This is a genomic window from Pseudonocardia sp. ICBG1293 (assembly GCF_020131355.1).
Classification (GTDB): Bacteria; Actinomycetota; Actinomycetes; order Mycobacteriales; family Pseudonocardiaceae; genus Pseudonocardia.
The window spans coordinates 80,759-100,629 of the sequence record NZ_JAHLEL010000009.1 but is presented as its reverse complement, the minus strand read 5'-3'; the positions used below and the strand labels follow the sequence as shown (position 1 = coordinate 100,629).

General features: G+C 73.4%; 25 protein-coding genes and 1 pseudogene. 7 read left to right on the top strand and 19 right to left on the bottom strand.

All coding sequences use genetic code 11. The annotated features are described in order from the left end of the window. The first annotated feature begins 18 nt into the window (after positions 1-18). Together KPF47_RS06950 and KPF47_RS06945 are read left to right on the top strand one after the other, a co-directional pair. Positions 19-732: a S9 family peptidase gene (locus KPF47_RS06950; protein ID WP_224387697.1), complete on the top strand. Its 714-nt coding sequence runs from the start codon at positions 19-21 to the stop codon at positions 730-732. A 35-nt stretch (positions 733-767) separates the two neighbouring features. After that, positions 768-1,199 (top strand): acyl-CoA thioesterase, encoded by a 432-nt coding sequence (locus KPF47_RS06945; protein WP_374108811.1) that lies wholly within the window; start codon positions 768-770, stop codon positions 1,197-1,199. 64 nt (positions 1,200-1,263) lie between these two features. Here KPF47_RS06945 and KPF47_RS06940 read toward each other — a convergent pair whose 3' ends face one another. From KPF47_RS06940 to KPF47_RS06920, 5 genes are all read right to left on the bottom strand, one after another. After that, positions 1,264-1,656, bottom strand: a complete 393-nt coding sequence (locus KPF47_RS06940) for a hypothetical protein (protein WP_224387695.1) — start codon at positions 1,654-1,656, stop codon at positions 1,264-1,266. A 101-nt stretch (positions 1,657-1,757) separates the two neighbouring features. Continuing rightward, positions 1,758-2,822 (bottom strand): IS630 family transposase, encoded by a 1,065-nt coding sequence (locus KPF47_RS06935; RefSeq protein WP_255658826.1) that lies wholly within the window; start codon positions 2,820-2,822, stop codon positions 1,758-1,760. Positions 2,823-3,109: 287 nt separating this feature from the next. Further along, on the bottom strand, positions 3,110-3,457 hold the full coding sequence (locus tag KPF47_RS06930; RefSeq protein WP_062398646.1) for a hypothetical protein: 348 nt from the start codon (positions 3,455-3,457) through the stop codon (positions 3,110-3,112). A gap of 260 nt (positions 3,458-3,717) precedes the next feature. Further along, entirely contained in the window at positions 3,718-4,719 is a 1,002-nt protein-coding gene (locus KPF47_RS06925) for a manganese catalase family protein (RefSeq protein ID WP_224387694.1), read from the bottom strand. 148 nt (positions 4,720-4,867) lie between these two features. Then, positions 4,868-5,797, bottom strand: coding sequence for an oxygenase MpaB family protein (locus tag KPF47_RS06920; protein ID WP_224387693.1), 930 nt, complete (start codon positions 5,795-5,797; stop codon positions 4,868-4,870). An 88-nt stretch (positions 5,798-5,885) separates the two neighbouring features. Between KPF47_RS06920 and KPF47_RS06915 the strand changes: the two genes are divergently transcribed. After that, positions 5,886-6,527, top strand: a complete 642-nt coding sequence (locus KPF47_RS06915; RefSeq protein ID WP_224387692.1) for a TetR/AcrR family transcriptional regulator — start codon at positions 5,886-5,888, stop codon at positions 6,525-6,527. On the opposite strand, the gene KPF47_RS06910 is transcribed toward KPF47_RS06915, so the two are convergent. The 4 genes from KPF47_RS06910 to KPF47_RS06895 form a co-directional block, all read right to left on the bottom strand. Further along, positions 6,515-6,913 (bottom strand): hypothetical protein, encoded by a 399-nt coding sequence (locus tag KPF47_RS06910; protein WP_224387691.1) that lies wholly within the window; start codon positions 6,911-6,913, stop codon positions 6,515-6,517. The genes KPF47_RS06915 and KPF47_RS06910 overlap by 13 nt on opposite strands. Next, positions 6,862-8,211, bottom strand: coding sequence for a hypothetical protein (locus tag KPF47_RS06905; RefSeq protein ID WP_224387690.1), 1,350 nt, complete (start codon positions 8,209-8,211; stop codon positions 6,862-6,864). Before KPF47_RS06905 ends, KPF47_RS06910 begins: the two co-directional genes overlap by 52 nt. A gap of 105 nt (positions 8,212-8,316) precedes the next feature. After that, the gene (locus KPF47_RS06900; RefSeq protein WP_224387689.1) at positions 8,317-8,463 is read right to left on the bottom strand and encodes a hypothetical protein; all 147 of its coding nucleotides are present in this window, start codon (positions 8,461-8,463) and stop codon (positions 8,317-8,319) included. Next, positions 8,460-8,609 carry a hypothetical protein gene (locus tag KPF47_RS06895; RefSeq protein ID WP_224387688.1) on the bottom strand — a complete coding sequence of 50 codons (150 nt, stop codon included), beginning with the start codon at positions 8,607-8,609 and terminating at the stop codon, positions 8,460-8,462. Before KPF47_RS06895 ends, KPF47_RS06900 begins: the two co-directional genes overlap by 4 nt. A gap of 78 nt (positions 8,610-8,687) precedes the next feature. On the opposite strand from KPF47_RS06895, the gene KPF47_RS06890 reads away from it, so the two are divergent. Then, positions 8,688-9,290 carry a DUF5134 domain-containing protein gene (locus KPF47_RS06890; protein WP_224387687.1) on the top strand — a complete coding sequence of 201 codons (603 nt, stop codon included), beginning with the start codon at positions 8,688-8,690 and terminating at the stop codon, positions 9,288-9,290. Here KPF47_RS06890 and KPF47_RS06885 read toward each other — a convergent pair. The 8 genes from KPF47_RS06885 to KPF47_RS06850 form a co-directional block, all read right to left on the bottom strand. After that, positions 9,268-10,050 (bottom strand): nitrile hydratase subunit alpha, encoded by a 783-nt coding sequence (locus KPF47_RS06885; RefSeq protein WP_224387686.1) that lies wholly within the window; start codon positions 10,048-10,050, stop codon positions 9,268-9,270. The genes KPF47_RS06890 and KPF47_RS06885 overlap by 23 nt on opposite strands. A 92-nt stretch (positions 10,051-10,142) precedes the next feature. After that, a complete protein-coding gene (locus KPF47_RS06880; protein ID WP_224387685.1) occupies positions 10,143-10,550 on the bottom strand; it encodes a nitrile hydratase accessory protein in 408 nt (135 codons plus the stop codon). Further along, positions 10,547-11,179 carry a nitrile hydratase subunit alpha gene (nthA, locus tag KPF47_RS06875; protein ID WP_224387684.1) on the bottom strand — a complete coding sequence of 211 codons (633 nt, stop codon included), beginning with the start codon at positions 11,177-11,179 and terminating at the stop codon, positions 10,547-10,549. The genes KPF47_RS06880 and nthA overlap by 4 nt, the downstream gene beginning before the upstream one ends. A gap of 3 nt (positions 11,180-11,182) precedes the next feature. After that, positions 11,183-11,887, bottom strand: coding sequence for a nitrile hydratase subunit beta (nthB, locus tag KPF47_RS06870; protein WP_224387683.1), 705 nt, complete (start codon positions 11,885-11,887; stop codon positions 11,183-11,185). After that, positions 11,884-13,443 carry an amidase gene (locus KPF47_RS06865; RefSeq protein ID WP_224387682.1) on the bottom strand — a complete coding sequence of 520 codons (1,560 nt, stop codon included), beginning with the start codon at positions 13,441-13,443 and terminating at the stop codon, positions 11,884-11,886. The genes nthB and KPF47_RS06865 overlap by 4 nt, the downstream gene beginning before the upstream one ends. Before the next feature lie 107 nt (positions 13,444-13,550). Then, positions 13,551-14,984: a substrate-binding protein gene (locus KPF47_RS06860; protein ID WP_224387681.1), complete on the bottom strand. Its 1,434-nt coding sequence runs from the start codon at positions 14,982-14,984 to the stop codon at positions 13,551-13,553. 31 nt (positions 14,985-15,015) lie between these two features. Then, positions 15,016-15,390: a helix-turn-helix transcriptional regulator gene (locus KPF47_RS06855; protein ID WP_224387680.1), complete on the bottom strand. Its 375-nt coding sequence runs from the start codon at positions 15,388-15,390 to the stop codon at positions 15,016-15,018. A 46-nt stretch (positions 15,391-15,436) separates the two neighbouring features. After that, positions 15,437-16,021, bottom strand: a complete 585-nt coding sequence (locus KPF47_RS06850) for a hypothetical protein (RefSeq protein WP_224387679.1) — start codon at positions 16,019-16,021, stop codon at positions 15,437-15,439. A gap of 104 nt (positions 16,022-16,125) precedes the next feature. Between KPF47_RS06850 and KPF47_RS06845 the strand changes: the two genes are divergently transcribed. Beyond that, positions 16,126-16,731: a TetR/AcrR family transcriptional regulator gene (locus tag KPF47_RS06845; protein WP_224387678.1), complete on the top strand. Its 606-nt coding sequence runs from the start codon at positions 16,126-16,128 to the stop codon at positions 16,729-16,731. Positions 16,732-16,929: 198 nt separating this feature from the next. Here the strand turns inward: KPF47_RS06845 and KPF47_RS06840 are convergent, their stop codons facing one another. Further along, a complete protein-coding gene (locus tag KPF47_RS06840) occupies positions 16,930-17,877 on the bottom strand; it encodes a LysR family transcriptional regulator (RefSeq protein ID WP_224387677.1) in 948 nt (315 codons plus the stop codon). A 161-nt stretch (positions 17,878-18,038) separates the two neighbouring features. Between KPF47_RS06840 and KPF47_RS06835 the strand changes: the two genes are divergently transcribed. Together KPF47_RS06835 and KPF47_RS40750 are read left to right on the top strand one after the other, a co-directional pair. After that, positions 18,039-18,638, top strand: a complete 600-nt coding sequence (locus KPF47_RS06835; protein ID WP_224387676.1) for a hypothetical protein — start codon at positions 18,039-18,041, stop codon at positions 18,636-18,638. A gap of 20 nt (positions 18,639-18,658) precedes the next feature. Continuing rightward, positions 18,659-19,499, top strand: a pseudogene (locus KPF47_RS40750) (mycofactocin-coupled SDR family oxidoreductase). 34 nt (positions 19,500-19,533) lie between these two features. Here KPF47_RS40750 and KPF47_RS06825 read toward each other — a convergent pair. Beyond that, positions 19,534-19,833: a GNAT family N-acetyltransferase gene (locus KPF47_RS06825; RefSeq protein ID WP_374108803.1), complete on the bottom strand. Its 300-nt coding sequence runs from the start codon at positions 19,831-19,833 to the stop codon at positions 19,534-19,536. Positions 19,834-19,871 lie beyond the last annotated feature (38 nt).

The window sequence follows — 19,871 nt, the reverse complement described above, 5'->3', positions numbered from 1 at the left end:
CGTGCTAGACCACCGGACGTGAACGGACCGGTCCTGTCCCGCCCCGCCCCCGAGCCACCCCGCACCGTCGCCGTAGGCGACCACCCCGACCAGGTCATGGACCTGTGGCCCGACGGCGGGCCGGGACGGCCGCTGGTCGTGCTGGTGCACGGCGGGTTCTGGCGGCCCCGGGTCGACCGGGTGTACGTGCGGTCGATGGCGGCCGCGCTGCACGCACGGGGACTTCCGGTGGCCTCGCTGGAGTACCGGCGTGTCCCCGGCGACCCGGACGCGACGGTCGCCGACGTGCTCGCCGGCCTGCGGGCCGCGCACGCCGTCGCCGGTCCGGTCGTCACGGTGGGGCACTCCGCGGGCGGGCACCTCGTGCTGCACGCCGCGGCCGCCGAGCCGTCGCTGGTACGGGCGACGCTGCCGATCGCCCCGGTCGCGGACCTGGGGCTGGCCGACGCGGAGAACCTGGGCGACGGCGCCGTCCGCGCCTTTCTCGGCGGTCCGGCGTCCGGACGTACCGACCTGGACCCGGCTGCGGGTCCGACGCCGCCCGGGCCGGTGACGATCCTGCACGGCGACGCCGACGCCAACGTCCCGCTGCCGGTCTCCCGCTCCTACCTCGACCGGCACCCGTCGGCGCGGCTGGTCGAGCTGCCCGGCCACGACCACTTCGCCCCGGTCGACCCGCTGTCGACGGCCTGGGAGACGGTGGCCCGGGAGATCCTGGCGGCCGCGTCGTGACCGCACCCGACGAGCTGCCGCGCCACCACCTGGCGATGACCGTGCTGATGACGCCGGACATGGCGAACTTCTCCGGCAACGTCCACGGCGGCGCGATCCTCAAGCTGCTCGACCAGGTCGCGTTCTCCTGCGCGAGCCGCTGGGCGCAGACCTACGTGGTGACGCTGTCGGTGGACCGGGTGCGCTTCCGCGAGCCGATCTACATCGGTGAGCTCGTCACGTTCCAGGCGTCGGTGAACTACACCGGGCGCAGCTCGATGGAGATCGGTATCCGGGTCACGACGGAGAACATCACCGAGCGGACCCGGCGGCACGCCAACAGCTGCTACTTCACCATGGTCGCGATGGACGAGCACCGGCGTCCGGTCCCGGTCCCGGTCCCGGAGCTGACGCCGTCCACCGACATCGAGCACCGCCGCTGGGCGCAGGCGCGCACCCGGAGCGAGGCGCGACGGGCCGCGGGCTGACCCCGGACACGACGGTGCCCCGGGACCGTCGGCGGTCCCGGGGCACGTCGAGGTGCGGCAGAGGTCAGTTGACCGAGTCGCCCGCGCCGGAGGACTGGCCGCAGCTGTCGGACTGGTCGGTGACCGAGTCGCCGGAGGCGGCCTTCGCCTTGCCGCCGATGCCGAGGGCACCGGTGACGCCGCTGAGCAGGTTCGCGTCCTCGACCGGGACCTGCACGCCCAGCACGTTGACCGGGATGTTGTTGTTGCAGATCTGGATCGGCACGTTGACGTTGTTGCCGTTCAGGCCGGAGACCAGGCCCTTGGCGTCCTTGTCGATGTGGCCCGACTCGTGCGAGCCGTGGTGCTTGCCGTCCTTGGCGGAGTCGCCCGCGTAGTCGCCGGCGAACGCCAGCGGGGAGACGGCGAGCAGGGACGCGGCGGACGCCGCGACGATGATTCCGGCCTTCTTCAGCACAGTTCTTCTCCTGATGAGGTCTCAGGGCCGTGGTGAAGGCCCCGTTCCATGACGGCACGCTGACAAAAAAAGGGGGGAGCCCGTGCCGACTGGCTGTGAATCTAGTGTCGCGTAAACGATGTTCTTTGACCGGGTCGGCAGTGGTTGAGTAGGTGGTCTGCGGGTTTGGTCCAGATGAACGGGTGGCAGCGTTCGTTCCAGCCGTCGATGAACCGGCCGATCGCGCCGATCAGTTCTCTGACGCTGCCGAAGCTGCCACGGCGAATGGCCTGGCGGGTGATGACCCCGAAAAAGACCTCGACCATGTTCAGCCACGATCCCGAGGTCGGGGTGAAGTGCAGGGTGATCCGCGGGTTGCGGGCCAGCCAGGCCTTCACTGCGGGGTGCTTGTGGGTCGCGTAGTTGTCCACCACCAGGTGCAGCTTGCGCCGCGGGTAGGCCTTCGCGACCTGCTTGAGGAACCGCAGGAACTCCTGATGGCGATGCCGCGGCAGGCACGCCTGCTCGACCCGCCCGGTCGCGACCTCTAACGCCGCGAACAGCGTGGTGGTGCCGTGACGGACGTAGTCATGCGTCCGTTTCTCCGGGATACCGGGCATGATCGGCAGGATCGGCGCTGTCCGGTCCAGGGCCTGGACCTGGGATTTCTCGTCGACGCAGAGCACGACGGCCTTGTCCGGCGGGTTCAGATACAACCCGACGATGTCGCGGACCTTGGCTTCGAGCTCGGGATCGGTGGAGAACTTGAACGTCTCGGACTTCCACGGCTGCAGCCCCCACCGCCGCCAAATCTTGCCGATCCACACGTGGGAGATCCCGAGCTCGGCACCGAGCAGCCGTGACGACCAGTGCGTGACTCCGAGCCGCTCAGGCGGCGGTTCCAGCGTGGCGAGCACGACCGCGACCTCGTCGATCACCGGCGGCCGGCCCGCCTTGGGCCGGTCGGCCAGCCCGGCGATCCCCTCAGCGGCGTAACGCTTCTTCCACCCGATCACCGTCGCCTTCGACGCCCCGACCAGTGTGACGATGTCCTTGACCGCCACCCCGTCCGCGGCCAGCAACACGATCCTGCCCCGTCGGGCCAGTCCCGCCGAAACCGACGAGGAACGCAGCCAGGACTCCAGCACCTCGCGGTCGGCGGCCGGAACGTCCACGGTCACAGTCAACGGCACAGCTCATGATCCCGTAAACCAGCCCGTGAGTAAAGTAACCTAGTTACCGCAACACTAGTGGGGCGCGAGGGCCCGAACAATTGACTTACCACCATCGGGTGGCCGAATTACTTTCCGTTCGGATACTCCCACGATCGGGTCGAAACCGATCGGGGCGAACCGCCCGGAGCGGCGCCCGGACCGCCGACGGCGGCCACGGCGGGTGGCGGTCCCACCCGCTCCGGACACGGACGTGCCCCGGGACCGCGAGGTCCCGGGGCACGTCAGCGACGAGGAGTCGGTCAGTTGACCGAGTCGCCCGCGCCGGCCTCCTGGCCGCAGGTGTCGGACTGGTCGGTGGCGGAGTCGCCCGACACGGCCTTGCCCTTGCCCGCGATGCCGGCGGCACCGGTGAGGCCGTTGCCCGCAGCGGCGTCCTCGACCGGAACCTGGACACCCAGGACGTTGACCGGGACGTTGTTGTTGCACGCCTGGACCGGCACCTGGGCGTTGTTGCCGTTCGCGCCGGCGACGAGGCCCTTCGCGTCCTTGTCGATGACGCTGTCCGAGCCGGCGAACGCCAGCGGCGACAGGCCGATCAGGGCGACGGCGGACACGGCGGCGACGAAACCGGCCTTCTTCTTCTGCACAGTCTTCTCCTGGTGAGTCACGGATCCATTCGGATCCGGGCACGTGCCGGCCCGACGACAAAGGGGGGAGCCCGAACCGGCTGAGCAGAACCGTAATGGCGGGAAAGGGCGCGGATCAACCTGGAAACACCATCGTGGGGAACAATCACCGAGCGTCAGTTATTCACACGATACGGTTCCGTCGCCGAGTCGGCGGTTCCGCACGACGACGGGGCGGGAACCGGCGCCCCGGTTCCCGCCCCGTCGTGGTCGGAGACGCGTCAGCCGACGCGGCCCCACTCACCCGTGGGCTCGTCACCCTCCATCTCGGCGACGGCCTGGACCATCGCCAGCAGCTCCGGGTCGAGACCCGGCCCGAACTCCTCCGGGCGCTCGACGGCGATGTCCATCGGGACGCCGTCGGGCGCCTGCGCGGTCGACAGCGTCGTCCCGTCGTTCGACGGCGACGGGCCGCGGTAGAGCTTCCCGGCCTCGGAGAGCTGGTCGAGGCTGAACGTGTACTGCTTGCTCTGCAGACCCTGGTCCAGCAGCGCCGCCACCTCGGGGAACTTCTCGGCGTTCGTCTTCGGGATCGGCAGCAGCGTGTTCCAGTTGACCCCGAGCGCCTCGAGCGCCTTGGCGTAGGCGTTCTCGTGGGCCTGGTCGCGGACGATCAGGTACGCGATCGTCGAGCGCGCCGTCCTGTTCGCCGTCATCTCGTAGAGCCGGCACTTCTGCAGCCGGCCGGTCGACTCGAGCATGAGGTTGTAGAGCAGGTTGAGCGGCAGGTTGCCGCTGTCGTAGACGTACTTGCCCGTCCACGGGTCGCCCTGCGCGTCGACCGGCAGCGCGCCCTGCGCCCCCACCAGGTAGTGGTGGATGTTGCCCTCGGTCAGCGCCGAGCTCAGCGGTGTCGCGCCGCCTGCGCCCGGCGTGGCCATGTCGTCGTCCACGCTGCCCCGGTAGCGGGGCGAACCGTCGGCGAGCCGGGCGATCGTCGTGGCGATCAGCTCGACGTGCCCGATCTCCTCGGTCCCGACGCCGTAGAGCAGGTCGCGGAAGGGTTTCCCGTCCGGACCGCGGAAGTTGAAGCTCTGGAACAGGTACTGCATCATCGTGCGCATCTCGCCGAACTGGCCGCCCAGCCCCTCCTGCAGGGCGTTCGCCGCGGCGGGGTCGGGCTCGTCGGGGACGATCTCGTTCAACAGTCGCTGGACGTGCAGGAACGCGGAATGACACCTCGTCGGGCTGTGGGGTGCGACCCCCTCGGGGGTCGTGGACACGGCCTGCGGGGTTGAAGCCGTCGGGCCCCGCCTACCCGGGCCTGTCCGCCCCACACCCCGTCCATCCGCGGCCCGGGCGTTCCGGGGCCTCCGCGACCGGCGCCGGGTGCCGTGGCGCGGCTGCGCGACGGGGCCCGTCGGCAGCGCGTCACCCCGTCTCGTCGCCCCGGCCACCGGGCCTGCGGTAGCCGACCTCCGCGGGCCCGTCGGCCCCGGCGCACCGGTGCCGCCCGAAGGTCCGGCTCAGGGACCGGTCGAGCCGCACCGGACGCACCACGACGCCGTCGAGGTAGGCGCGCCCGACCGCGCGCACCGCCGCCCGGACCGCGGGCCGCGGGCGGGGCAGACCGTGGGTCTCCCGCAGGTTCGCCGGGGAGAGGACCCCCAGGACCTCCCGCCCGTAGGGCCGGAGCGGGGCCGGCAGCACCCGGGCGGCGAAGTCGTCGGCCAGTGCGTCGGCGACGGCCCGGCCCGCCTCGCTCGGAGCGAACTCCCGGCGCTCGTAGTCGCGCGCCCAGGCCCGCATCTGCTCCCGCGAACCGGGGATGTCACGCAGCCGCTGGCGCTGCGCGACCGCCCGCCAGAACTGCCAGTGGGCCTCGAGCTCGGCCGGGGTGAAGGGGTTCGCCCCCAGCTCCGCGGCGATGTCCGCCGGGTCGAGCGCCAGCGTGCTCAGCGTGTAGAGCGCGTCGTCGTCACGGATCGGGAAGTGCGCGTGGATCTCGTTCATCCGCTCGATCCAGGCGATGCCCTCCGGCGAGTCCGGCCCGAGGTCGAGGAAGCGGCCGAAGAACAGGATGGTGTCGTCGTTGCGCAGCGCGGTGTCGCGCACGATGTCGCCCGTGCCACACCGCCACAGGATGCGGGCCATGGCGGGCACCGCGACCTGCTTCATGAACGCCACGGTGAACAGCCCGAGCACCAGCCGCCGGTCGCCGTGCAGGGTCTGCAGGCTGGACCGCGCGATCTCGGTGTGGTCGGTCGCCGGGTCCAGCCGCGCGATGCGCCGGCGCTCGACGCCACCGATCGTCCACCGCGACCCGGCCGGGGCCGACGGACTTCCGGACGCACTGCTCATCGGACGGTCTCCGTTCCCGAAAAGTTGACACTGCTTCGTGTCAACTTCAACGATGCTTCCGGACACCGCCCCGTGTCAAGATGCGGCGATGGCCCACAGCGTGACCCGACCGCACCGCGGCGTCAGTGCCGCGGACCGGACGGCCGCGCGGCGGGCGCGCCTGCTCGTCGCGGGCCGGGAGCAGATCGCCGACGGCGGCATCGCCGGCGCGTCGATCGACGCCGTCTGCCGGCGGGCCGGGCTGACGAAGCGCTACTTCTACGAGAGCTTCGAGGGCCTGGACGCCCTGCTGGTGGCCCTGTTCGACGAGGCGGTCTCGGCACTGGGAGGCGCGCTGGGCGAGGCGCTGACCGTCGCACCGCCGGACTTCGAGCTGCGGGTGCGGACCGCCGTACGCACGGTGCTCAGCACCCTGTCCGCCGACCGGGGCTGGTCCCGGCTGTGGGTCGAGGCGCAGGCGCACCCGGCGCTGCGGGCCCGGCGCCACGCCGCGCTCGACGGGTTCGTCGCCGCCCTGTCCGCCGAGCTGACGGCCCCCGGCACCGGGCGGCAGGATCCCGCGACGACCCTGCTGGTCCTGGTCGCCGGGGTCACCGAACTCGTCGAGCGACGACTGCAGGACGACCTGGACATCGGCGACGAGACGCTGGTCGACCAGCTCGTGCTGATCGGCGTGGCCGCCTGCGCCCCGCTGCGCCCCGGCGCCGCGGGCGGAGGTCAGGCCGGGTAGAGCCGCACCTCGAGACGGTCGCCGAGGTCCACCTCGACCAGGGCACGTCCGTCCCCGTCGGCGACGACCTCGTCCGTCCTCGCCCCGGTCACCCGGTGGACGGCACCGGGCACGAGACGATCGACGGCGAGCACCGTCCGCACCGGACCCGCGCCCGGGCGCAGCACCAGGTCGAGCGCCCGGCCGTCGGTCACCGCGCGGGCCACCAGCACGTCCGGGTAGGCCACGTCGGCCAGCCGCGGGCCGGTGCGCCACCCCTGCGGGACCCCTCCGTGCCCCAGCAGGTCACGCAGCGCGTGCCGCCGCCCGAAGCGGCCGAGGACGGCGCAGAAGTTCACCATCGGCGACGCGTCGGCGTAGCGGCGCGCCCCGTCGCGTTCCTCCACCGTCTCCCGCTCCGCGAGCAGCGCGGCCGCGGCATCGCCATCTCGTCGTCGCCGATCTCCCGGGCGGCCATCGTGATCGCGACCTGGGCGAAGGTGTCCCGGCCGAGCCGGTAGGAGCCGACGTCCACCCGGTTCGACGCCCGGGGCGGCAGGACGGGGCGGCCGTCGCGCAGCGAGAGCTCGTTGCGGCGCAGCTGCCACCACGCCCGCTGCGCCAGGTCGGGGAACGCGGGGTGCATCCAGTAGACGGTGTTGAGCTGCACCGCGGCACCGGTCCAGAAGTTCCACGACAGACCGAGGTGCCGGGCCCGCACGCCGACGATGCGGCCGTCGGGACGCAGGAACTCGTGCTCGTAGGACCACCGGAGCCGCTCGCGCAGGTCCTCGACGTAGGTGCTCCCGTGCGCCCGGTCGTGGCCGAGCATCGCGTTGATCCCGAACGCGTTGCAGACGGTGTAGACCCAGTTCGGCTCGCAGGGGATCAGCGTGTAGTCCGAGCGGTCCATGCCGTCGTGGATCTGCCGGGCGACGGCGTGGTGGTCGTACGGGTAGGCCTCCTCGGGCGACCAGCGGAAGGTCAGCGCGCCCGGCTCGGCGTAGCGCCGGTCGTTCAGCAGGGCGTAGAAGCCCAGCATCGTGCCGTGCCAGCCGGTCAGCATGATGTTCTCGTCGGTGGCCAGCGGGTCCCGGGAGGTCGAGAGGTTGCCCCAGAGGTTCTCGGTCCGCCAGTAGCCCCACACGCGACGGTCGAGCATCTTCTCGATCGCGTTGCGCTGGGCCTCGGCCAGGTAGCCGGAGAAGGCGGGGGTCCGGGTGTACTGCGACATCCCGAGACCGGTCCCCAGCGAGGTGAGCTGGTAGCGCAGGGCACCCTCGCGGTACTGCTCCAGGACGATGAACCCGTCGAACCGGTCGAGCGGCTGCAGGGCGATGTCCAGCGCGTAGCGCAGGTGCGCCAGGTCCTCCGGGGAGCTCTCCGCCACCGGCGGGCCGGTGTCGAGGTCCGGCGGGCCGCTGATCACGAACGGTGTCGCGGCGAGCTCGGCGTTCAGTGCCGCCCGCCGCCGGTGCTGCACACGGTGCCGCGCGAGGTGGACGACGACCGCGAGGACCAGCAGGACGACCGGGAGCGCGGGGACCACGGCGGCCGCCGCGCCCGGCTCGGTCCGCGGCGCGACCGTCAGCGCCGCGACGACCGCCGCAGCCGTCCAGACCAGCGGCGGGAGCACGACCGGGCCCGCGTACCACCACAGGGCCAGCGACACGACGAACGTCACGAGCGCGACGGCCGCCGCCACGGACGCCCCGTCGAGCAGGAAGCCCCAGCCCGGCAGGACCAGACCGTGGCCGAACGCGGTGAGCGCCGGGCCGGCGCCGAGCCACCCGGGCAGCGAGCCGGCGAGTCACACCACCGCGTAGACCGCCAGCGCCCGTCGCATCCGGCGCGCGGTCACCGGGCCGAACGCGGGCACGTCGGGCAGCAGGACGGTGACCCCGCCGCCGTCCCCCCGGCTCGGCGCGGGACCGGCCGGGTGGGCCGTGGCGCTCATCGGGTCGTCCCGGCGACCGCTCCGGGCGCGGCACGCCGGGCGGGCGGCGCGAACGGGACGGGTGGCGGCGCCGCCGACGGGCGCAGCCGGAACCACAGCTCACGTACGTGGGCGACCACCAGCGCCAGGGCGACACAACACGCCATCACGTCCTCCTCGACGTCGACCGGGTGACGGGGACAGCGTTATGTTGATACGGCGCCGTGTCAACTATGCTCCGATCCGTGTCCGGGACGGGGTCGTTCGAGACGGTGCTCGTCGTGGCGCTGCTCGCGGCGTCGCTCGTCGGGGTCGCACGCCTGGGCGACGGCAGGCGGGTCGACACGGTGTGGACGACCCGGGAGTCCGACGCCGCGCACGTGGTCATGAACCTGTCGATGGCCGCGATGCACGGACCGCTGTGGGGGCCGACGACGAGGTCGTGGGTCCTGGCCGTGATGGCGGTGGGCGTCCTCGCGACCGGCCTGGGCGTGCTCCGCCCGCCTGCCGGGCCCGGGCGACGGGCCGCGCTCGTCCACCACCTGCTCGCCTTCGCCACCATGGGGCTGGTCGTGCTCCTCGGGCACGACCCCGCCCACGGTCACGGGCACGGGCACGGCCTGCCCGGCGGCACCCCGGTCGCGGTCGTCGTGGCGGCGCTGGCGGTGTGGTTCGCGTTCGACCTGGTCGTGACGGTCGTCGTCGCGCTGGTCGGGCCACCGGCCCGGGTGCTCCCGGCGGGCGTCGGGGCACCGGCCGGACGTGACCTGGCCGCGGTGCGGGTGGCTGCGGTGCCACACGGGGTGATGGACGCCGCGATGGTCGTCATGCTCCTGGCGGCGCTGTGATGCCCCCGGATCGGCGCGGCGTCGTGACGGCCCGCACGGCCGCGGCCGCCGCGGCCGGCCATGCGGCGTAGAACTCCGCCGACGGCGACGCGTGGACCGCGGCGGCGAGCAACGGGCGCAGGTCCGGGCGGTCGGTCCCGACGGCCAGGACGAGTGCCACCGAGCGGAGCTGCCACGGCCGGTCGAGCAGCCGCTCGTCGAGGTCGTAACCGGGCAGGCCGTGGGCCCACCGCGCGTCCGGCGGTGCCGGGGGCGGAGCGGGGTCGAGACCGCGCAGCGCCGCCCGGCTGACGCGTCCCTCCAGGTCGGCCGGGCCGTCGCCGCACCGCTCCGGCGCACACGGCACGACCAGGTGGTGGACGCGGGCCGAGTCCGACCAGATCGCGGTGCGGACCCCGGGGCCGGTCTCCCCCGCGACGTCGAGCAGGTACTCCGAGCGCGGCCGGTACCAGCTCGGGGGCACCCCGAGCACCGGCCAGCCACTGCACCCGGTCGCGGCGGGGAGCACCACGTTGCGGACACCGGGGGTGTCGCGGTGGGTGCGCCAGACCCGGCCGCACCCGCAGTGGCCGAGCCGGGCACCGACCGCGTCCGCGGTGTCGGACCGCCCGGCCCCGGTCCAGATCCGGGCGACCGCACGGGCGCCGGCGCGGGGGCCGACCTCGTCGGCGTGGTGGTCGTACCAGCGGTCGATCGTCGCGGCGGTGGTGAGGCCGTGCCGGAGCACCGCGCGTTCGGCCAGGTTGACCAGGAGATCCACGGTGCCGGCTCCGATCGGGGCGTCGGGGACGATGCGGTGAGGACGTGCGGGGCCGGGTCGCAGGGAGCACGGACCGGCCCCGCACGCGTCGTTCAGCGGGCCGGGTCGATCGCGACCGGCTCCCGTCGTGCCTCGTGGTGGTTCGCGTTGCGCGGCGTGGCCAGCACCCGGCGGGTGCGGTCGTCGAGCGCGACGGAGTCCGACAGGGCCCCGCTCGCGGCCAGCGTGTGCTCGAGCGCGTCCAGCCAGTGCAGGTAGTAGCTCCACGGCTCGCCGCCGTCGCCGTTCTCCCAGGCCCGGATCGCCTCGACGAGGGAGAGCTGGAACTCGCTCCACTCGTAGTGGCCCTCGTGGTAGGCGGCGACCGCCATGGCGAAGGCCCGCAGCTCCCACGGCTCGGAGAACGGCTTGTCCGCACCGGGCATGTCGCAGACGAGCTTCTCGATCCGGCGGCGGGCGTCGCCCAGCTCGGTGGCGTCGGTCCTGACCCCGGCGCTCATCCCTGCGCCGCCTCGGTGAACACGGGCTTCGGCTGCCCGACGCCGATCATCGAGTCCCGGGTCACCAGCGCGGCCAGCTCGTCCTCCGACAGGTGCTCGGAGCCCGCCGGGCGCTGCGGCAGCACCCAGTAGCGCAGCTCCGAGCTGGAGTCCCACACCCGGATCTCGACGCTGTCGGGCAACGGCAGGTCGAAGTCCTCGGCCAGCACCTTCCGCGGCTCGCGCACGATCCGGGCACGGAACGGCGGGGCCTTGTACCAGTTCGGGGGCAGCCCGAGCACCGGCCACGGGTAGCAGGAGCACAGCGTGCAGACGATGACGTGGTGGACGTCGTCGGTGTTCTCGACGGCGACCATCTCCTCACCCTGCAGTCCGCCGATCCCGACCTCGCGGCAGGCGGCGGAGGCGTCGGCCAGCAGCCGCGCCTTGAACTCCGGGTCGGTCCACGCCTTGGCGACGACCTTCGCGCCCAGCTGGGGGCCGACCTCGTTCTCGTGGACCTCGGCGAGACGGTCGACGGCCGCGGTGGTCATCACGCCCTTCTCGATCAGCAGCGCCTCCAGGGCCTTGACCCGGGCGGTGATCTCCTCCTGGGTGCGGAGCGGGGTGTCGGTGGGCTTCGCGGTCATGGGTCAGGCTCCCTGGGTGGCCGGGACGGGCGAGAGGTACGGCTCCCACACGTCGAAGTAGTTGGCGCCGTTCGGGTCCGCGTACTCCGCACCCCACAGCTCGGTGGCGTCGAAGCGGACGGTGTAGAGGTGCTCGGGGCAGTCGCCCAGGCCGTTGCCCGCGGTGTCGGGGTAGAGGTACGTGCCGTGCGACGCGGTGACGACGCCGCGGCGACCGCGGATGTAGCGGGCCCGGCGGGTGTGGCCGTACGGGCTCTCGGTGGAGACGACGACCTCGTCGCCGACGGAGAACTGCGCGACCTTGTCCGACTCGCGGTGGGCCGGGAACCCGTTGGTGACCGCCCAGTCGACGAACTCGACGATCTCGGTGTCGGTCTCGCGCTCGGGCAGCGGGGCGTCCGGGTTCTCCAGGTAGTACCGGGTCCGTGCCTCCAGCTCGGCCGGGTCCAGCAGGCCCGCGGCCTCGGCGTAGTGCTCGACGGAGTGTGCCCAGTGCTCGTAGTAGTTCGAGATCAGGTACTCGGCGGGGTCCATCTTCTCGATGCCGTGCCGGAACTGGTCCACGTTGAACAGCCCGGCGCGGGCGCTCTGCGCGAACATCGCGAAGGCGCGCTTCTCCCACTCGGCCCGGAACACGGGCTCGGACATGTGGTCGTTGTCGACCCTGCCCAGCCCGTCGGTGCCGCCGAGATCGAAGACTCCGTTCACAGCTGTCCTCCCACGGTGGTGAGGGCCGGTGGGGCGGGGAAGCCGCCGACGGCCTGCTCGAAGGTGTGCGCGACCCGGAGAACGGTCGCGTCGTCGAAGCGCCGGCCGACGATCATCAGGCCGGTCGGGAGTCCGTCCACGAGTCCGGCCGGGACCGAGGTCGCGGGGTGCCCGGACACGTCGAACGGGGCACAGTTCCCGATCATCCCCAGCGCGGCGGGCAGGTAGCTGTCGAGGCCGGCGTCGAGCCCGAGCAGCTCGGTCGCGGTGTAGGGCACGGTCGGCATGACCAGCACGTCGTAGCCGGTCAGGGCCGCGTCGTAGGCCGCACGCACCTCGAAGGCCAGGTTGCGGGCCATCCCGTAGTAGGCGCCACCGCCGTGACCGAAGGTGTAGCCGCCCGAGAGGCCGACGAGCTTGACCGTCTTGGACAGCTCCGACCCGCGCGCGTGGCGCCTGCGGTGGTAGTGCGCGATCAGCTCGGGGTCGTACAGGCCGGGGTAGTTCATGCCGTAGGCGTTGCCGTCGATCATCTGGTGCGCGGCACCCTCGGTCCCGATGACGTTCCAGACCGCCATCGCGTCCAGGTGCCAGGGGATCGAGATCTCCTCGGCGACCAACCCGGCCTCGGTCAGGGTCCCGATCGCCGCACGCACTGCCTCGTCGACGGCCGGGTCGCTCTCCGGGCGGGCGAAGCCCTCGGTCACGATCCCGACCCGCAACCCGCCCGCCGACCGCTCCAACGCCGCGAGGTAGTCGACCGTGTCGAGCTCGGTGGGCTGACGCACGTCGAGCCCGTCGACCCCGGCGATCACACCCAGCATCGCCGCCGCGTCGGACACCGTGCGGGTGATCGGGCCCAGATGGTCGATCGTGGCCTCGATCGGGAACGCGCCGGTGTAGGGCACCAGACCGTGGGTGGGCTTGTGCCCGACCGTGCCCGAGAAGGCCGACGGCATACGGACGGAGCCGCCCTGGTCACCGCCGACGGCCATGTCCACCGCGCCGGACCCGACCAGCGCGGCGCTCCCGGACGACGACCCGCCCGCCGCGCGGGAGGGGTCCCAGGGGTTGCGCACCGGCCACGGCCGGGAGGTGAAGCTGGCCCCGGAGAAGCAGAGGTCCTCGCACATCGCCTTGCCGGTGATCGTCGCGCCGGCCGCGAGCAGCCGGGTCGCCACCGTCGCGTCACGGGACGGGACGAACCCCTCGACCGTGGCCGACCCGTTGGTCATCGGGACCCCGGCCAACGAGATGTTGTCCTTGAGCGCCACGGTCCGCCCGGCCAACGGGCCCTCCGCCGCACCCTGGACCGAGGTCGTCACGTACCAGCCACCCAGCGGGTTGTCCGCCGGCTCGGACCACTCACGCTGCGGCGCCTGCGGCGCGGTGGCCCGGTAGAGCTCCTCGACCCGCTCGGAGGAGGCGAGCGTCGCCGCCACCGCCGGACCGAACTCGGCCAGCTCGGCATCCGTCAGGCCGAACGCGTAGTGCTCGTTCAGGGCCGCCAGGCGGGCGGCGTCGGGGGTGGGATCGCCATCGGCGGTGCTCCTCACATCGGGGATGCGAGAAAGCTAGGGATGCTGCCTGCTCATGTCAATGGATACAGACGCGTTGACATGAGCGCTGATCCGTTCGACCCACGGCCGTCACACGGTGGTCTTCACGACCGCCCCTCGCCGCCGTCCATCGCGCCGAAGGTGGCGCCCCGCGCGGCCGCGAGGTGCAGCGGCTGCTCGACGTGATGGCGCCCGTCGAGCGCCAGGGTGCCGCGCGGGAGGTCGTACCGACCGAACCGGATCTCGTCGGCCACCGGCACCGGGTCGGTCGACCGCACCCGTCGGGCCGCGGCGGCCCATACGTGGATCGCCTCGAACATCGACTCCGAGAGCGACGACAACGGCGGGGCCCACGGCCCGAAGCGCGAGCGGTAGCGCTCCAGCAGGGTCCCGTTGCGCTCGGTCTGCAGGTGCTGGAAGTAGCCGGACACCCCGTGGATGCCCTCCGCGGCACGCGGCCCGACCCGCTCCAGCGTCGCCTCGTCCATCGCCGGGCCGAGGCTGACCGTCCGGTCGCGCAACCCCATCGCGTGGCACTGGCGCTCGAACGCGGCGGCGTCGGCCCCGACGAGGGTGTTGAGCACGACGTCGGCCCCCGAGGCCGCGATCCGCTCGACCAGCGGGGCGAAGTCCCGGGCCCCGAGCGGGGCGTAGCCCTCGCCGACCAGCACCGCACCGTGCTCCGGGAGCACCTGCCGCGCGACGGCGTTGACCTGTCGGGGCCACACGTAGTCGTTCCCCGCGAGGAACCAGCGCCGGCCCCCGGCGGCCCGCATGACCGGGCCGGCCGCCGTCGCGAGCTGGGTCGCGGGCCGCTCCCCGAGCCGGATCCGCAGCCGGGACTCCCCGCCGCCCTCGTTCATGTTCGTGTGGACGACGAGCACGTCGCGGCCGGTCAGGGCGGCCGACACGGCGTGGTAGGTCGCCGAGGTCGTCGTCAGGAAGATCGTCCGACAGCCCGCCCCGGCCAGGCGCATCGCCTCCAACGCCCCGGTGCCGGGATCGGTGGCGTCGTCGGCCTCCAGCAGGTCCACCGGGCTGCCGCCGACACCGCCCGCGGCGTTGATCTCCTCGACGGCGAGCGCGGCCACGTTCGCGACGGCCGAGGCGAACAGCCCACCGGAGCCGGACCGGCTGGTGAGGACCCCGATACGCGGTCCGGTGACGGCGTGGTCGCGGACCGGGTGCCCGCGGCGGCGCAGCAGCCACTGCAGCCCACCCTCGTCGATCCCGGCCTCCAGCCGGATCCGGGTCCCGCCGGGCGCGGCGGTGAACCGCAGCCGGATGCGGCCCCGCCAGGGCTGGTCGTGGGTGATCGTGATGGTGCGCGGCCCCCGGAGCTCGCTGATCCGGCCGAGCACGTCGACCGGCGGCCCGCCCGCGATCGGCGCGCGCAGGGTGACCGGCTCGCCCACCGCGACCCGGTCGCACAGGGCACCGAACAGCCAGCCCGCGTCGGGGTCGCGCCCGAAACGCCCGAAGAGGACGGCCGGATCGGCGGCGGCGAACTCCTCCACCGCGAGCGCGATCGTCCCCATCGGGGTCAGCCCCGGCGCGGGCGGGAGCCGGTCATCCGGTGACGTCCTCCCGGTCCGTCGCGGGGCGAGCCTCGACCGCGGCGGCCACCTCACCGAGGGACGACTGGAACAGGCTGCGGAGCAGCGCGATGACGTCGGCGGCCGCGCCACCGGGCTCGATGGAGCAGTAGCGGTACCGCCCGGATCGCCGCTCGGTGATCAGGCCCGCGACGCGCAGCACCCGCAGATGGGTCGAGACCGCGGTCCGGCCGACCGAGGTGATGTGGTCCGCCAGGTCACCGGCACTGCACTCGTCGTGCTCGGAGAGCACGGCCAGGATCCGGCGGCGGACGGGATCGGCGAGCGCGTCGAAGGCGGGCCCCGCGTCCCGGCCGACGCCGGCCGACGCGTCAGGAACCGGTGACATGTCCCGGAGTCTAACCCGGACGACCGGCACGTCGGGGGTGACACCGTCACGCGGACGTGGCCCGGCCGAGCCGCAGCGCCGACACCAGGAAGAAGACCCCGCCGAGCAGGGCGTAGCCGGCGACCCCGCTCAGGGACGCCCCGGCGCCCGAGGCCATCAGCACGAACGAGGCGCCCGCGACGACCGAGAGGGACCCGCTCGCGATCATGGCGCCCTGGCCGCCCGCCGCGCGGCGCCGCAGGGCGACGACGAGCTGGGCGACCCCGGCGACGACGGCCCAGGCACCCCAGACGCGCAGCACCGCCGGCACCCCCGAGCCGAGGGCGACGACGAGCCCGACGGCCGCGAGCCCGCCCAGGACGATCGTGGCGTACAGGCCCGGGGCCACCCCGGTCGCGCGCGAGGAGCGGGCGTCGACCGCGGCGGCGGCCACGTCCACCAGCGGGTAGAGCACCAGCAGCGCCGCGGTCAGCGGACCGATGTCGGCCGCGTTCAGCAGCAGCAGCGCCGCCCAGAGCAGCGCGAACGCGAACCGTGCGAGGTACAGGCGCCGCAGTGCGACGGTGCCGTCGACCGGTCCCGGGTGGGGGGTCCGTGCGGTGCGCCGGCCGGTCGTGGGCGAGCTGGACATGATGCCTCCTGGAGAGAGAAAGACCGTTCTTCCTTGTGGGCCCGAGCATGCACCCCCACGCCACGGGAGGCAAGACCGATCGTTCTTTCTGCTACCGTGGGGCCGTGGCTGCACCGACACGCACGACGTCCGGGGCCGGGCGCTCCGAGGCCCGCGAGCGACTGCTCGCGACGGCGAGCGGGCTGTTCTACCGGGAGGGCATCCGGGCGGTCGGGGTGGAGCGGATCCTCGCCGAGACCCCGACCACGCGCGCCACGTTCTACCGGCACTTCCCCTCGAAGGAGGCGCTCGTCGTCGCCTACCTGCGCGGCGTCGACGCCCACACCCGCGCCGCCCTGCAGGACGCCCTCGCCTCGGCCGCCGCACCCGACGACGCCGTCCGCGCCGTCGGTACCGCGCTGGTGGACGACCTGACCGGTGCGGACTTCCGGGGATGCGCGTTCCTCAAGGCCGCGGCCGAGTTCCCCGACCCCGAGGACCCCGTGCGCCGGGTCGTGGCCGAACACCGCAGCTGGTACGTCGCCACCCTCACCGAGCTGTTCGCCCGGGTCTTCGGCTCCGCACCGGGGCGCGGGCGGCCCGAGCACGCGGCCCAGCACTTCCTGATGATGCGCGACGGGGCCATGGCCGGTGCCGACATCGACGGGGCGGGCCACGTCGGCGCCGCGTTCCGGCGCGGGCTGGAGGGGCTGCTCACGCTGACCCACTGAGGCCGGCGACCGCGGGCGTGGCGCACCCCGCGGGTCCGTGCCGGATCACGAAGGGCCACGCCGAGTTCACGGCCTCCGCGCCCTCGTGCCGGGACATGCCCGGCCCGATGCGGCCTGACGATGGATCACCAGGTCCCGGTCACCGGCGACACCGCCACGCCGACCTGCCACCTGCTCCTCCTCGCGAACACGGGCCGGCTAGGTCGGCGGCAGCGTCGACACCGTCGAGGCCGGGATGACCGGGATCCGACCCGGGTCCGCCGGCCGGACGGCGCGCACCGCCCGGCGGAGCGCCTCCACCAGGCCCGACCGGTCCCCGCTACGGGTGCAGAGCGAGATCGGGCAGGGGTCGACGTCGGCGACCGGGACGAACACGACCTCCGGGTGCCGAACGCTGTCGATCACGGAGCTGCCGGTGATGGCGACGGCCGCGCCGGCGGCGACGACCTCGAGCAGCTCGTCCATGGTGTGCACGGCGGGGCCGTAGGTCACGGGCACCCCGCTGGGCCGCGGGTCGCAGGCCCACCACCGCACCCAGTCCTGGTCGGTCTCGTCGTCGGACACGTGCGGCTCCCCGTCGAGGTCGGCGAGCACGACGGTCGTCCGGCCGGCGAGCCGGTGGTCGCGCGGGAGCGCGACGACACGCGGTTCGAGACGGACCAGGTCGAGCCGCAGCCCGTCGGTGTCGGTGACGGGCGGGCGGACCAGCGAGGCGTCGACGGTCCCGGCGCGGACGGCCTCGGCCTGGTCGGGCCACGGCAGCTGGACCAGCTGCACGGACGCACCCGGGACCTCCTGCTGCACCAGCTCGACGATCCGGCGGGTGTGGGGCCCGGTGACGGCGGTCATGAACCCCAGCCGTACGACCCCGGCGAGGGTGCGGCGGTGTGCCTCGACCGCCGCGACGGCCCGGTCGGCGGCGGCCAGGGCCACCCGGGCCTCGGCCAGGAAGCGGTGTCCCGCCTCGGTCGGGACGAGCGGGTGCCTGCTGCGGTCCAGCAGCTCGGCGCCCAGCTTGCGCTCCAACGTGCGGATCTGCTTGCTCAGCGCAGGCCCGCTGACGTACAGCCGGGCCGCGGCCCGGCCGAGGTGTCCCTCGTCGGCGACGGCCGCGAGGTACCGCACGAGATGCAGGTTGAGGTCCACGTCGACTCCCTCCGCTGGAAGTGTCCCACGCCACCGTCGGTCCGGACCACTGAGCTGCGGTGATAACCATCCGGTTCCGATCGGCGGCCACAGATGTCCTGGACCTCCCCCGGTCCGCGCGGCGAGGCTCCAGGCGTCCCACCGACGGCAGGAGCCACACCATGAGCCGCTACGAACACGAGTTCGTGACCATGTTCGCCGGGTTGGAGAAGCAGCTGGAGGGCATCGACAACCCACGCCATCGCGCGATCCTCAAGAACTACCGGCGGCACGGGCTGCTGGAGGTCGCCGGCCGCTACAAGGAACTCCTCGCCCCCGACATGACCGTCGAGCACCCGCAGTACCGCCTGCACGAGGGCGGGCAGTCCATCGTCCTCGACGGGATGGAGCAGGTGGTCGCGTTCTACGAGTCGCTGACGGCGGCCAACGCGATCGTCATGTGGGTCGCCGAGCAGGACATCGCGGTCAACGACCACGGCTTCTCCGGCGAGGTCGTGTTCAACGCCTTCGTCCCCGCCCCGATGCTGGGGGAGAGCGCCTTCTCCGACATCCGCGCCGGTGACGACCCGGAGGAGATGTATCTGCTGCGCCGCACGCTGGCGTTCGTCTGGCCCTACGACGAGCGCGCCCGGCTCATCGGCGAGCACGTCTACGAGGACGGCGCGTCCCGCGACGTCAGCCGGCCCGACCCGGCCGACGTCATCACCGCCGCCCGCGCCGCCGAGCTGCTCGCGCCCGAGATCGACCGGGTCCTGCCGTGAGCGCCGGAGCCGGCGGCCGGCTGGCCGGCAGGGTCGCGCTGATCACCGGCGGGGCACGCGGGCAGGGACGGTCGCACGCCGTCCGGCTCGCCGAGGAGGGCGCCGACATCGTCCTGGTCGACCACTGCGCCCCCGTCGCCTCGGCGCCCTACCCGGCCGCCGACCCCGCGGACCTCGAGCAGACCGTGAAGCTCGTCCGGGACCTCGACCGGCGGGTCCTCGCGGTCCGGGCCGACGTCCGCGACCTGTCCGCGCTCCGGGCCGCGGTCGCCGACACCGTCTCCGAGTTCGGCCGCCTCGACATCGTCCTGGCCAACGCCGGCATCGCGAGCTACGCGCCTGCGCTGGAGATGGCCGAGGACGCCTGGCAGGAGATGATCGACATCAACCTCACCGGGGCGTGGAAGACCGTCCGCGCCGCCGCACCCGCGATCGTCGACGGCGGCCGCGGCGGGGCGGTCGTGCTCACCAGCTCCGTCGCCGGGCTGATGGGGTTCCCGAACCTCGCCCACTACTGCGCGGCCAAGCACGGCCTGGTGGGCCTGATGAAGGTGCTCGCGGTCGAGCTCGCGCCGCATCCGGGTCAACACCGTGCACCCCACCCACGTCGACACCGACATGATCCAGAACCCGGCGATCCACGGCCTGTTCACCGGGGGCGCCCCGGGGGCCGACCGGGCCATGGCCGCCCCGGTCATGAAGGCGATGCATGCGCTGCCGATCTCCTGGGTCGACCCGGTCGACATCAGCAACGCCGTCGTGTGGCTCGCCTCCGAGGAGGCCCGCTACGTGACCGGGGTGGCGCTGCCCGTCGACGGTGGGATCACCGCGCCGTTCAAGATCCCGCACGACGCCGTCTGAGGCGCCGGGGCCGCGGGCGGACCCGGGGGCGCGGTCAGTCCGTGACCCGGCTGCGGGAGCGGTACTCCAGGTGGGAGTACTCGGGGTGGCGGGCCAGCCAGCCCGAGACGAAGGGGCACACGGCGAGCACCCGCAGCCCCTCGGCCTGCACCGCCTCGATCGCACCGCGGGCCAGCGCGGAGCCCACCCCGTGGCCCTCGAACGCCGGGTCGACCTCGGTGTGCAGGAAGGCGACGAGCTCGGCGGTGCGGGTGTAGGCGGCGAACCCGGCGAGCGTCTCGCCGTCGTGGGCCTCGAACCGGTTCGCGGACCGGTGGTCGGACACGGTGATCATCAGGTCTGCTCCGGGGTGGTCGGGATGCGTCGTCGGGC

Excerpts from the sequence above, each read along its gene's own strand:
- KPF47_RS06850 (WP_224387679.1), bottom strand. The coding sequence starts at position 16,021 with ATGTCCAGCTCGCCCACGACCGGCCGGCGCACCGCACGGACCCCCCAC.
- KPF47_RS06860 (WP_224387681.1), bottom strand. The coding sequence starts at position 14,984 with ATGGGGACGATCGCGCTCGCGGTGGAGGAGTTCGCCGCCGCCGATCCG.
- KPF47_RS06920 (WP_224387693.1), bottom strand. The coding sequence starts at position 5,797 with ATGAGCAGTGCGTCCGGAAGTCCGTCGGCCCCGGCCGGGTCGCGGTGG.
- KPF47_RS06945 (WP_374108811.1), top strand. The coding sequence starts at position 768 with ATGACCGTGCTGATGACGCCGGACATGGCGAACTTCTCCGGCAACGTC.
- KPF47_RS06915 (WP_224387692.1), top strand. The coding sequence starts at position 5,886 with ATGGCCCACAGCGTGACCCGACCGCACCGCGGCGTCAGTGCCGCGGAC.
- KPF47_RS06825 (WP_374108803.1), bottom strand. The coding sequence starts at position 19,833 with ATGATCACCGTGTCCGACCACCGGTCCGCGAACCGGTTCGAGGCCCAC.
- KPF47_RS06880 (WP_224387685.1), bottom strand. The coding sequence starts at position 10,550 with ATGAGCGCCGGGGTCAGGACCGACGCCACCGAGCTGGGCGACGCCCGC.
- nthA (WP_224387684.1), bottom strand. The coding sequence starts at position 11,179 with ATGACCGCGAAGCCCACCGACACCCCGCTCCGCACCCAGGAGGAGATC.
- KPF47_RS06855 (WP_224387680.1), bottom strand. The coding sequence starts at position 15,390 with ATGTCACCGGTTCCTGACGCGTCGGCCGGCGTCGGCCGGGACGCGGGG.
- KPF47_RS06835 (WP_224387676.1), top strand. The coding sequence starts at position 18,039 with ATGAGCCGCTACGAACACGAGTTCGTGACCATGTTCGCCGGGTTGGAG.
- KPF47_RS06900 (WP_224387689.1), bottom strand. The coding sequence starts at position 8,463 with ATGAGCGCCACGGCCCACCCGGCCGGTCCCGCGCCGAGCCGGGGGGAC.
- KPF47_RS06895 (WP_224387688.1), bottom strand. The coding sequence starts at position 8,609 with ATGGCGTGTTGTGTCGCCCTGGCGCTGGTGGTCGCCCACGTACGTGAG.